Annotated in this window: 6 protein-coding genes; all 6 read right to left on the bottom strand. The window is 59.6% G+C overall.

The genetic code is table 11. The features are described 5' to 3' along the window. Window positions 1–44: 44 nt before the first annotated feature. Complete coding sequence (locus AC2IBB_RS15220; protein ID WP_486333680.1) at window positions 45–1,418, bottom strand: hypothetical protein; 1,374 nt, start codon at window positions 1,416–1,418, stop codon at window positions 45–47. Between the two features lie 138 nt (window positions 1,419–1,556). Beyond that, entirely contained in the window at window positions 1,557–2,918 is a 1,362-nt protein-coding gene (locus AC2IBB_RS15215) for an HlyD family type I secretion periplasmic adaptor subunit (protein WP_486333679.1), read from the bottom strand. 38 nt (window positions 2,919–2,956) lie between these two features. Continuing rightward, entirely contained in the window at window positions 2,957–4,732 is a 1,776-nt protein-coding gene (locus AC2IBB_RS15210) for a peptidase domain-containing ABC transporter (protein WP_486333678.1), read from the bottom strand. Beyond that, window positions 4,729–5,685, bottom strand: coding sequence for an NAD(P)-dependent oxidoreductase (locus AC2IBB_RS15205; RefSeq protein ID WP_486333677.1), 957 nt, complete (start codon window positions 5,683–5,685; stop codon window positions 4,729–4,731). The genes AC2IBB_RS15210 and AC2IBB_RS15205 overlap by 4 nt, the downstream gene beginning before the upstream one ends. Beyond that, on the bottom strand, window positions 5,682–10,247 hold the full coding sequence (locus AC2IBB_RS15200; protein WP_486333676.1) for an alpha/beta fold hydrolase: 4,566 nt from the start codon (window positions 10,245–10,247) through the stop codon (window positions 5,682–5,684). Before AC2IBB_RS15200 ends, AC2IBB_RS15205 begins: the two co-directional genes overlap by 4 nt. A 40-nt stretch (window positions 10,248–10,287) precedes the next feature. Beyond that, on the bottom strand, window positions 10,288–13,173 hold the full coding sequence (locus AC2IBB_RS15195; RefSeq protein WP_486333675.1) for a non-ribosomal peptide synthetase: 2,886 nt from the start codon (window positions 13,171–13,173) through the stop codon (window positions 10,288–10,290). Between the last annotated feature and the right edge of the window lie 50 nt (window positions 13,174–13,223).

Raw genomic sequence — 13,223 nt, 5'->3', positions numbered from 1 at the left:
CTTCTCCTGTTCCAGGCGGTGGTTCGCGTCTCGGTTCACCAGAGTCAAAGCGACGCCGCCGCATTTGCGTTTTCTCGCAGGGTTTCTCTTTCACATTGATATTGCGCCAGGGCTTCCAGCGCCACTGTCGCCGCGCAGGGGTCGAGGGGCAGCGCCCAGCCGGAGCGCGCCTTGCCGTTGGCGACATTTACAACTCTGGATATCGCGCTTGCGCGCACATTCAGCCCGCTGGCCTCGGCGCCCACCAGAAACAGTCCCATCACCAGATGGTTCTGTTCACTCTGGCCGTCAAATCCTGTCGGCAGATCGAGACTGCCGCCGGTGACGAATTCCTGGGCGATCCACTCGCCGCCCGTCGCCAGCAGACGCCGCTTAAGTTCGCTCATATCCGTGTCGGCGCCGATCATGATGTCCTTGCCGCCATAGGAGTTGAGCGCCTTAAAAATGTATTTGTTCTTGTTCACCAAGGCCGACATCAATCTGGCTTTGGTCAGCGCGAAGGTTTTAGGAATGAAGCGTTCAATCGCCTCAATCTGTTCTGGACTCAGTAAACGCCGATAGCGCTCCTCATAGAAAAACGCGAACCATCGTTTACTCATGCGGATATCGCACTCGAACGTGTTGACGATGGCGGCGCCGCTGGCCCACAGACGACGGAAGAAGGGTTCGCAAGCCAACAGCTCATCCATGGAAAATATGCGATAGACCAGGACGTCCCGCCCTGCCTCCGGACCCAGCAGCGCCCCGGGATAGTCGGTTTCGTCGTGAATACTGACTTCCACTCCCGGTAAGGCCGCCCTGACCTGTTGCGCCAGTCCCTGAGGCGAGAAATACCCCATCTCTCGGATATTGCTGCACGCCAGCAGAATGACCTGGCGAACACCTTCGTTTCTAACACGCTGCGCCAGCAGGTCGGCGATAAGGCGATGCGGGGAAACGCCCGCCTTCATTTCGGGAATCCCCAACTCAGCGGCGTAACGCCCGTAACAGGCGAATTCCTCCGCGCCGCCGATGGCCGATCCATAGTTGAACTCACAGAACACGAAGCCCTGTGAGGTAGGCACGATATCAAAGCGGGCGATCAGCTTATCCAGCGCCAGCAACTCGTCCCAGTCAACGTAAGGCTCAAGCGCCTCCGGCAAGCCGAACTCACGCAGCAACGCCGGTTTTCCCCACTCGTCCAACAACGTCCGCAATACTGTCGTCTGCGCCGCCGCCAGCTCCCGCGCCGCGGAAGCCAGCGCCGTGTAGGCTTCGCGCTCCACAATGAGCGGAAAAGGCAGCAGACGAATTTTATACGCCCCATCCGCCCTGATAGATTGCATCACCTCATCCCAGACGCCGGACTTCAGAATGTCCCCCGCCTTGCGTTGAAAAGCCGCCATCCAGACGTCGTTTTTGGCCAATGCCGAATTCACTTGAGCCCCTCCTGGTTAGTTCTTCCTGGTAGTTCTTTCTGGTTGATCACGCCGCCGTTCCGGGTCGCCACAACCGTCCCCCCTGTGCCGGCCAGCTTCTCGCAGCGCTTAAACGGTTGATGAATATTTCTTGCACGGTCATCGCTCCTTAAAACTCTCGTCCATGCCCTGAATGATTGGACCGACAATGTACTCAGCCAGTTGACGCCGACCGATCTTAATCTCCGAAGTGATGTTCATGCCCGGCATCAGGTTGATTCTGGCGCCGTCGACTTCGATGTAATTCCTCGCCAAAGCAATCCGGGCCCGATACACCAGCCCATAATCGGGATGCTGAAACGCGTCATGGGACACCGAGGACACCACGCCTTCCACTACGCCGTACTTGGTGAAGGGAAAGGATTCAATCTTGATGCGCACCGGCTGCTCGCTCTCCACAAAGCCGATATCCCTGTTTTTGATCCAGGATTCCGCCTGCAACACCTCCCCTTCCGGCACAATCGTCGCCAGTGAGTCAGACGCCAGCACCGTCGCGCCGGTCGTCACCACTTTCAATTCATGCACGGTACCGGCGATGGGCGCCTTGATGGTCTGTAGCTGCAACTGGTGACGGTTTTTCTTTTCCTCTTGCGCCACCTGATCCTGCCTGCGCTCCAATGCCGCCAGTTCACTCAACAGCTCCCCCAGACGACTGCTTCTGTGAGTTTGCCGCTGCTGTTCAAGCTCTGAAATATTGATCGCGTACTCTTGGGCGCGCCCCTCCTCTTCATCCAGGCGGTTAACGGTCTTGAGGTAACTCTCCTGCACTTCCAGCAATGCGATCTTGCTGACGTTCTTCACCGCAAAGGCGGCTTCATGGGCTTCCACTTTTTGCCGTCCCAGGGGCAACAGCCTCTGCAGTCCTTCTATCTGTCGCAACGAGGCGGCGCGCTTCTGGCGGAAAAAACGCTCCTGTTGACGCAACTCCGCCTGTTGCAACCTGAACTCCTCGAACTGCTTTCTGAGCAGGGCAAGTTGCGTCGGGTCTTCCGCCACCGCGCTTTCCGCGGAAATCTGCCTGTCTGTTTCGCCCCGTTCAGGACGATCAGGAGAATAACCTTCAATCAGTTGCGACAACTGCATCAGCCGTGCGCGCCGGAGCCTCAGGTCTTTCTTTTCCGCCAGAAGCTTATCCAGCTCCGCCAGGGTCTCCGTCGTATCCATCTGCATTAACAGAGCGCCTTGCTCCACCCGCGCGCCTTCGGTGACGAATATTTCGCTGATGACGCCCTCCCTCGGCGCTTTGATGACTTTCAGCTTGCCCGCATAAGCCAGCGCGCCGCGGGCGCTGGCGATAATGTCCACCTCACTGACCACCGTCCAGGCGATGCATCCCACGGTAAACAGGCTGACCAGATACAGCAGCAGCCTTCCCAACAGGCTGGGAGGCGTTTGCTGGGTTTTGATGTAAAGCGGATCGAACTTCAATTCCGCTTTCATGGTTTCCTTTAGATTTCCCATATCAATGTTTTCCACTCATAAGACCGCTCACGCCGACATCAACCGCTCACCAGCTCATCTTCCATAGCGCCAAGCTGAAAACGGAACGCTGTGGAATAAAAACTGTCTTTATCGATCAGGTCGTAGTGACTGCCCTGGTCTATCAGGCGCCCATCGTCAATCAGCACAATCCTGTCCGCATTGCGAATAGTGGCGAGGCGATGAGACACGATAATCACCGTACGCCCGGCGCAGATCTGCGGCAGGTTATTCTGGATGATGAGTTCCGACTCGTAATCCATCGCGCTGGTAGGCTCGTCCATAATGAGAATTTTAGAGTCGTTATAGATCGCTCTGGCGATCGCGATGCGCTGCCTCTGTCCGCCGCTCAGGCTCGCGCCGAACTCGCTGACTTTGGTGAAATAGCCTTTCGGCAGTCGCTCAATGAACTCAGACGCGCCGGCCAGTCGGGCGGCGCGCATAATGTTGTTCATGTCGACGTCTTCTGTGGTCAGGCTGATGTTTTCGACGATGGTTTTGTTGAACAGGAAAATATCCTGAGGCACCACCCCGATGAACTTGCGCAGGGATTGAATGTGGACCTTGGAGATGTCTTTTCCGCCGATGGTGATGCGTCCCTCGTCCGGTTCATAAAAGCGTTGCAACAGCTTGGTCACCGTGGTCTTACCAGAGCCGGACGGCCCTACCAGCGCCACCACTTCGCCCGCTTTGAGAGTCAGATTGAAATCCGACAACGCGCGCCCGCCTTCCTGGGGATACCTGAAGCTGACGTGCTCAAAACGTATGTCGCGCACATTTTCCTCGGTCAAGTCCTGCCCGAATGCAGCGCCCTGCTGTCCATTCCCGTCAAGCTTTTCCTCCAGCTCATGGCCGAGAATATCGCCCATCTTATCGATAGAGACCCGTATTTCCTGAAACTCCTTCCAGAATTCAGCGGCTTTCAATACCGGGTTGGTCACTCGCACCGACACCATATAAAACGCCACGAACTGCCCCACGCTGAGAGTGTGTTCCATCACCATATGGGCGCCGAAAAACAGCACCCCCACCACAATGACGTTATTGATGTAAGAAACCATTTGGCTTGCGACGCCAGAAGCGAGGGCCGCCCTGAAGTTGCTTTGCCCCTTCGCGGACACCAGCCGACTCCAGTTGTGCAGGTGATAGCCTTCAGAGCGGCCGGATTTGATGGTGGAAGCGCCGTTGACGGTCTCCACCACAAAGGTTTCAACCGCCTCCTGCGCCATGAACTTATCCACCATGCGCGCCTTCAGCTTCGGAGTGACGATAAACGCCACCAGGAATTGCAGCGCCAGCCCGCTGGCGACCACCAGAGTCAGAGTCGGACTGTAAAACGCCATCACGAAGATAAACAGAAAGGAAAACCCCAGAGAGCTCACCAGATTGATGGTATTGGGGCCGGAGACGAAACTGATCACCCGGTCCAGCTCCTTAACCCGGGCCAGCACGCCGCCGCGGGAGTGGGAGTCAAAATAGCCGATGGGAAGCCCCAGGATATGCTCCACCAGCTTATAGCCAAGCACGGCGTAGACCCGGTTCGCCATGTGGGAGAACATATACTGCCCGATCAGCATAAACGCCACTTCAAACAGCAGCACGCACATGATGGCGATAGTGATGACGCTCAGCGTGGAGTAGGCCTCGTAAACGATAGCCTTATCCAGCACAACCTGGGTGAAAAAAGGGATTCCCAGCGAAAAGATTTGCACGAACAAGGACGCTCCAAGCACCTCGTACAATAATCGCCGGTGTTGTTTGACCGGTTCGAGGAACCAGCCTCTCGAATTTTTCATTGCTCGTTCCTTGCGAAGAAATCACGCATCCTCGCCGCCAGATGGCAGGCGACATCCTGCAGGGCGTCACGGGCGCCGGCGGCGATATGAGGGGTGTAGTACACCTGCGGATGATGAATCAGAAAGTGGCTGTAGGTGCTGCGCTCCGGAGATCTGCCGTACTCGGGGTCCGGCTCCAGCGTGTCCAGCGCCGCCGCGGCGATGACGCCCTGCTCCATGGCCTCCAGCAACGCCGCTTCGTCGATCACGCCGCCGCGGGAAGCGTTCACCAGCAGCGTTCCTTTGCGCATGCGCGCAAAAGCGTCTTTGTCGAGCAGGCCACGGGTCTCCGCCGTCAGGGGCGTTTGCAGGCTGATGATGTCGCACGCGCCATATAGTTCATCAAGTTCGGAGGCGAGCTGGAAGTTGCTCACGGGGGGCGCCTGGGCGGGGTCCAGATAAGGGTCATAACCGTACATGCGCGCACACAGAGGCGCGATCTTGTTGACCACGCCACGGCCGATATGGCCCAGACCAATCACGCCAACCGTGAGTCGCGCCAGATTGCGGCCCTGCCAGAGATGGCGGCGGAAGTCGTTGCGGCGGGAGCCCAGATGCGCCTCGTTGAAGCGATGACACAACATGAGCATCATGCAAAGCACATACTCGGACACGGACTCCACATTGCCTTCCGGCGAAGTGATGACCTCCACCCCGAAACGACGGGCGGCGGCCATATCAATATTGTCGGTGCCGGACCCCGCCCGGCCGATCACTCGCAGGCGGGGCGCCCGGCTCAACAGCGCTTCATCAATGAAATTGCCGCTTTTAATAATAAGTCCGTCATAGCCTTCCAGTTCCCGGGCGATCTCTTCCCGACTGTATCCGCAACCGTTATCCAGGTGAGCGAACTCCCGCACCGCCGCCACGCCTTCTTCCGCAATCGCGTCGAGTAACAGTATTCTTGGCCTCATTGCATACTTCCTCCCCGTGTCAGCTTCTCCAATGTCCGGCAAATCAAATCCGCCGACTCCGTCAACATGCTCATGTGGTCGCCTGGCGCGGTAACGAGGTCAATGTCTCCCGCACACAGGGTTTCCAGACCGTTCAGAGGTTTATCAAAGTTGCGCTCGCCCGGCGCCGCCCGGGAGGGTTTGATCAAGTGCACGTCGCCTTCATAGATATCAGGTCGATAGTCGGCGATCAGGCGGCTGTCCTGATGCAAACGCTGCAACTGGCGTTGCGCCTCCGCTTCCTCCAGACCAGTTTCCTTCAGTTGCGCCGAGAGCAATTGGCGCAGCCTGTCTTCGTCCAAAGCCGCATCCGCGGAAGATGTGTTGAAGCCGGGATCAAGCAATATCAGCGCGCCGATATCCATGCCTTGCTCCCGGAGCTGCGCCGCTGTCGCATAGGCGATGGTTCCGCCCAGAGACCATCCTCCCAACAGCGGCGGGCTCTCCCCTCTCAGGGCGTTCACCTGCTCCGCGTAGTAGGCGGCCAATGCTTCCACGCTGCGTTTTGCGTCTTCCAGTTCAGGAGGATCGAAGGCGATTACGCGCAATCCTTTGGGAAGACTCGGCGCCAAAGGAAGGTAGGCATGCCCGCCTCCGCCGGCGGGAGGAAGCAGGAACAACGTCTCCCGTGCTTGCGCCGCATTCATCACCAGATAAGGCGCTGAGTTCGTCTGCGCCGCGTCCTCTTCGAGATAAGCGGCCAGGTCGGCGATAGTCGGCGCTTCGTAAAGCTTGGAGATAGGTAAGGAGCGCTCCAAAGCCACTTCGATCTTGTGTTGCAAACGTAGCGCAGAGATCGAGTCCAGTCCCAGTGAGAATAAGTCCGCTTGCAGGTTCGCCGCGCCGCCGCTGAAAGCGTCTGGAAAGAGTTCGGCAAACAGCGCCGCGATTCTGTTTTCCATCGCGGTCGCCGCTGTCGGAATGCTTGCTTCCCGTTCCAGTTCCTGACGCAGCGTCACCACATCCACTTTGCCGCTCGCGGTCACTGGAATACGCGCGACCTGGCGCAGCTCGGATGGCGTCATGTACGCAGGGAGTCGTTGCAACAGATAGTTTTTCAGCTCATTTGCAGGAACCCCGTCAGCCGCTCCCGGCTTTAGCGTATAGAAAGCGATAATACGGGACCCGCCTGGCGCTTCCGTGGACAGCGCCACGGCTTTACCGACATCGGGATGAGTCTCCAATTGCAGCTCAATGGCCCTGGGCTCGATACGGTAGCCCCTGACTTTCAGCATCCGCGTGCGGCGACCGAGATAGCAAAGCGCGCCATTTTCGTTGACATACCCCAGATCCCCGGTGCTCAACGCCCGCTCCGGTGCAGACTGGGCGTCGTCCGCCGCCAGGTGGAAGAAAACATCTTTCTCCTGCTCCGGCGTCCCATAGCCTCGCGCCACACTGGCGCCGGCGAGAACGATCTCTCCTATTACGCCTCGGGGCGCCCATTGCCGGTTTTCATTCACCACACAGGCGGCGCTATTGCGAATGGGCCGACCGAGAGGCGCATATTCACGCGGTGATGGACGCTGGCGCTCCCCGTTGTCAGGGGCTGCAGTCAGGTCCGCATACACGACGGAAGCCGCCTCGGTGGCGCCGTAGCGATTCAGCAAACGCACTTGCGGCAATGCCTCCCGCAGCCTGCGCACCAGCGCCAGAGGCGCGGCTTCGCCGCTGATTTCCAGGTAGCGCAGTTCCGATAAGCGGGAGATGTGGCCATTATCCACCATCAACTGCAACATGGTCGGAGTCATGAACAAGCGCGATACGCCCCGCGCCGCCGCCAGTGCGGTGAACGCATCCAGATCCGTCTGGACTCCTTCCGGGAACACGTAAAGCGTCGCACCCTGGATCAGCGGCTCGAAAATTTCACGCAAGGCGGGGGCGAACGCCAATAAGGTTTTGAAGCAGAACACTTCTCCCTCTTGCGCAGGAAAGACGTCCTGCAGCCAGCGCAGACGGTTGCAGTGAGAAGCATGATCGCTGAGCACCATCTTCGGCTTGCCGGTGGAGCCCGACGTATAGTTAACCGCGCACAACGTCGCCGGCGTTATCTCCGCCGTCGCTGGCGCGCAGACGCCGTCGAGCGCGCGCTCAAAAGTCAGTACTGGCAGCCCCTCGACGTTAAAGTCGCAGGCTTCGTCGTTAAAGGTCAGCATCGCCTGCAAGGCGGCGTCCTCAACCAGGTCACGCAACAGGGCGTCAGGAAACGCCCGTTCCAGACTGACCACCGGGCAACCGGCTTTCACCACGCCTATGACCATGGCCGCCATTGCGCTGCTGCGCGCCGCTCTGACGCCGACAGCGCCAGTCACTCCCTTGGCGCAAAGATGCGCGGCGACGTTATCGCTCATCCGATCCAGTTCGCGATAGCTCAGTGCGCTTCCCTGCTCATCCAGCACCGCCACACGGTCGCCGAAAGACGCCACGGCGTTTGCGAACAGGGAGGTCAGCGTCTCCGCCCCCGCCGTCCTCGGCCCCATCAATCGCGCCGCCGGCGGCGTCGCTTTCTGCGGGAGTGCGTTGAACGCGGCGACCACGGTTTCGACGATATCCGTCGCCACATATTCGGCGAAGTTAACCGGCTTCCAGCACAGCCGCACCGCCAGGCTCGTCCCCTCCTGCTCAAATGTCAGCGTCAGGGGAAAGTGAGAGGAAATGACCTCTTCCTGTTCATCAAGACGTAACGGCGTATAGGCTGTCTGCGCCGTCCGCGCGAAGTTCTGGAAAGAGAACAGGACGTCGAACAACTGCCCGCCGGCGCCCAGTCGCGCAATCTCTTGCAAGGGCAAATGCGCGTGTTCCATGGACGCCGCCATCTGCTCCTGAATTCGCTTCAGATAATCCAGCGCCCCCTCGGCGTCTTCATGGGCCGCCGCCACCGGTAAGGTGGCGATGCATGGGCCGATAATACGTTCCGCGCCCGGCAGCTCCGGCGGGCGCAGACTCGCCATGGCCCCCCACCGCACCGGACCGCCCCGGTAGTAATGGGACAAGGTCATTCCCAACAGGCCGTTGAACGCCGCAGACAGCGTCACGCCTTCCTGCCGTAATCGTTCAATGCTGCTCGCGGCAAGCTCAAAGGTTAAGGTTTTCTGGCGGTATTCCGTCTCCTCGGCGCCTGCTTCGCCCACCGCGATCAGCTCCGCTTTCGCCGTCTGCAAGGGCGACAGCAATCGCCGCCAGTAGGCGGCGGCCTCTTCCGGCCGCCTGCGGTTCAGCCAGTTGACGCAATCCGCATACTGGGCTGGCGCGGCGGGGAGCCTGTCGTCGTCGCACAGGGCGAGCAACTCGTCTAGCAGCACAGAGACGGACTGACCATCCAGAATCAAATGATGGGCCGTCAGAATGAGACAATCGCTGTCCCCCCCTTTAACCAGCACATATCGGATCAAGGGCCCCCGCGCGATATCAAACGGCTCACTCTTCTGCGCTGCGCAAAGCGCCTGCAACGCCTCGTCGTCGGTCACCTCGTCGCGCACCGACACCTTTGTTTGCTCCGCAGCGCCGATCTGAACGCTGAAGCTTCCGTTGGCGGGATTGAAGTCATAACCGGAACGCAGAATCGAATGACGCTGCGCCAATCGACGGCAGGCTTCCCTGAACCGCGCTGACGTCACCGGGCGCTGTAAACGCACCCGCCACTGCACGATGTAGCGCTGCGAGTGCGGATGGCTGCGCGCATAACCAATCAGCCCCTGCTGAAAGGAGGAAACCGGCCAGGCGGACGTCTCCTGCGCCCTCGTTTGCAGCAAGCGTTGCGCCGAGGCCGCAAAGGCCTGCGTCAAGGCTTTGAGAGCCGTCGCGGCCAGAGGCAATCGACCATCCAGGTACAGACGACATTTAAGCGTCCCGCCTTCCAGCCATGCATTCAGGTCAATCAGATAGAAGGGTTTGAGTTTCTCGCCGCCGGTCGAGCTAAGCAGACTGTGGGGCCGCGCAAACAGCCCGCTCGACTCAGGATCAGATTGGGCCGCCTCCGGCTTTGCCTGCCCCAGTTCGCCGAGATAGTTAAAAGAAATCGCAGGCTGGACGGCGACGGCGTCCGCAATGCGTTGCGGCGCCAGATAACGCAGAACGCCATAACCCACGCCGCCGCCCGGCACGAAGCGGGAATGCTCCCGCACCTGTTGATACATCTCTTCTTCATCATCCAGCACGGGATAACAACAGGGAAATTTACAGGTAAACCAGCCTATGGCGCTGGCGACGTCAATGGTGTCGTCCTGTGACTCATGGTCGCGTCCATGCCCTTCCCGTTCGACGCCGACTCGTTCAAGACCCAGCGCCTTACCTGAAGCGCAGGCCAAGGCGGTCAGCAGACAGTCCTGAATCCTGATATTGTCCCGCAGACCCATAGCGTCCAGCGTCAGCAGAGTTTGCTCGCCTGCTGTTTCATTTTGGCCTTCCACTATTTTTTTTATGGGATCGGCGCGGCCCTGCTCGCGCCAATACCCCACTTCGCCAGAACGCAGCAGAGAAGCCCAGGCGTTCTGATTCTGTTCAATCCATCGTTTATAAGTGCTCATACCACAGATGCTCGTAATTAATTTGCGTCGCGTCTCCGGCTCAACCAGCCGCATATTCCTGCTCTATCTCATCCATCAGCAGGCTCCAGGACACCGCATCCACCGCCAGATGATGACAGGCGAGAAAGATAACCGTCCTCGCGCCCGCTTCCCGATACAGATAACAGGCCAGCAGGCGTCCCGCGTCGATGTCGATGTCATGCAGGGCTCGCGCCTTGCACGTTTCCAGGTCGAGGTCCGATTGAGCGGTCAGGTCCGCGAAGGCGAACGCCTGCCGCCCATCGGAAGCGCCAACCGCGACAGACTGTTGTAGCCACAGGCCTTGTTCTTCGAAAAACCGGACGCGCAGGGCGTCATGCCGTCGCACCACACGATCCAGGGCGTGCGCCAGTTTTCGGGCATCCAGTCCGGCGGGCGCCAGATAGGAGGCATGCATCAAAAAATTGCGCTCTTCGCCGCTGTCAAAAAACCATTGTTGGATGGGCGACAGCATGTATTTCTCCGAAGGCGTCGTTTCCGCAACCACAGAAGGCGACGCCGCGGCAGTTCGCTCTGCGCCGGCGGGGCTTCTATCGCCCTCCGCCTGGTCCGCCTTCTCCGCCGTCTCCATATGCGCCACCCTCGCCACATCGCTCAGGCGCGGCGACCTTACGAATTGCTGCAAGGACAATTTGACATGGCGCCGTCGGCATTTGGCGATGACCTTCAACATGGAGAGCGAATCCCCTCCCAAGGCCAGAAAACTGGCGTCTGGCGTGATGCTCTGTACGGGAATATTCAGAACCTCCGCCCAGATTTCCGTCATGACCCGCTGGGCTTCTGAGTCGCCGCGCGCTTCTGGCGACGAAGCCGTCGCCACAGGAACAATGGCGGACGCCGTTTCACCCGTCTCAGCGTTTCCAGCCAGCATGGCGCGCAACGCCTTGCGGTCCGCCTTGCCGTTGCCCGTAACCGGTATCGTCGACACGGTTCGCCATTGTTGCGGAACCATATAGTCCGGCAGCAAAGTCGCCAGAAACGCGCTTAATGCGCTGTGATCAACGCGCTCGCCGGAGGCGGCCCGCACAAACGCCGCCAGACGCTCTTCGTGGACCAGAGTAATGGCCGTGGCGACGCTGCCGTGGCGCTCCAGGGCGGCGTCGATTTCCTGCAACTCGATGCGCAAGCCGCGCAGCTTCACTTGATCGTCCTTTCGCCCCAGATACTCAATGTTTCCATCCGGCAGCCTGCGGGCGATATCGCCAGTGCGATAGATACGTCGAAAGTCAGCGCCAAACCGTTCTGCATAGGGGTTGGCGACGAAGGCTTGCGCGGTCAGGTCGTCTCTGTTGAGGTATCCCCGCGCCAGACCTGCGCCAGCGAGACACAAATCTCCCGGAACGCCACAGGGCGCAATACGTCCGTCGCAATCCAGGATCAGGCACTGCATGTTCTGGATCGGTCGTCCGATGGGCGGCGTCACCGCCGCTCCCTGCTGGCTGCAGTCCCAGAAAGTCACGTCAATTGCGGCTTCAGTCGGTCCATACAGGTTATGCAGCGCCACGTCCGGGAATGCCGTCCTGAATGCGTCGATCTGGCTGTAACCCAGGGCTTCGCCGCTGCAGAACACCTGTTGCAGACTGCGGGCTTTACCTGGCCGCAGCAGGTTAAGGAAAGCGGACAGCATGGACGGCACAAAGTGAGCGGTGGTGACGCCCCAGGCGTCCATGTAATCCGCCAGCGCCTCCGGGTCTTTATGCATTCCTGGCGGCGCCACGACCAGCTCCGCATTACAGGCGAGAGGCCAGAAAAACTCCCAGACGGAAACATCAAAGGTATAAGGCGTTTTCTGTAATACCCGACTACGTTCGGTCAACGCATATTCGCGCTGCATCCAGTCAATGCGGTTGGCCAGGGCGCGGTGGCTCACCGCCACGCCCTTGGGAGCGCCCGTTGAGCCGGAGGTGTAAATCACATAGGCCAGGTCCTCCGGCGATACCGAAATGTCCGGCGCAGGGACCTTCTGATCCCCGTTCAGATCATCTACGCAGATGACGGTTACGCCCATCCCCTCAAAGCGCTTGCGATCTCGCTCACTGGCGATCAGCAGATCCGCTCCGGAGTCCCGCAAAATGGTTTGCAGACGCGCATCAGGATGTTCCGGGTCCAGCGGCAGATAAGCGCACCCGGCGCGATGAGCCCCATACAGGGCCGCGGTCATGGCGCTTGAACGCTCCAGGCATACAGCGACAATTCCGCTTCTCGCCTCGCCAGAGCGCGCGCGTTCGGACGGACCTGACCCTGCATTAGCGAGACAGGACAGTATTCGCCCTGCGACCTGATTCACCTTGTTGTTCAGCGACTGATAAGTATCGCGCTCACCGGCGCCGGACAAGGCGATTTTATGCGGACTGATCTCCGCCCGGCGCGCAAAGTCCCGATGCAGGAAGGGCCCCAGCGCCACGGGGATTTGCTCCCCCGTGGACAGGGCCAGAGCGATGTCAACCCGGGCGTCGTCCATCAAAGGCAAGGCGCCGACGCGCTCATGGCTTTTCCCCGCTGCGGCGCGCAGGACGCAAGTAAAGCTATGTTGCACGTCTGCGATGAATTCCTGAGCCAGAGATTCGCCGTTATAGCGCAACTCGAAAAAAAGGCTGTCGTTAATCTCTTCGAACAACAGCGCCAGCCCGTCCCGCCAAAGATCGGCGTCCATGGTTTCAGCCAGCCCCTCGCATACCGTCAGATTTGCCGGGGTCGCCATGGCGCAGTCGGTTTGCGGTGAGCGCAGCGCTTTGACGCCATTCGCGACATCAATAATCGTCGCGTCATCGTCGATCTGCACTGACGCCGCCCCGCACACGTCCTGCGTCCGCCAGGCCAGCGTGAACGACGACTGACGCGTGTAGCGATACATAGTTATCGCCAGCGACGCGCAAACAAGGTCCATTGCAGAGCCGCCCCCGAGGGACGGGACCGAAAATCGCGTTTGCCGCGGCG

It is taken from the genome of Hahella sp. NS-SX17, from assembly GCF_057367735.1.
Note: the sequence above shows the minus strand (reverse complement) of the source record. Positions and strands in the feature narration are given on the sequence as shown.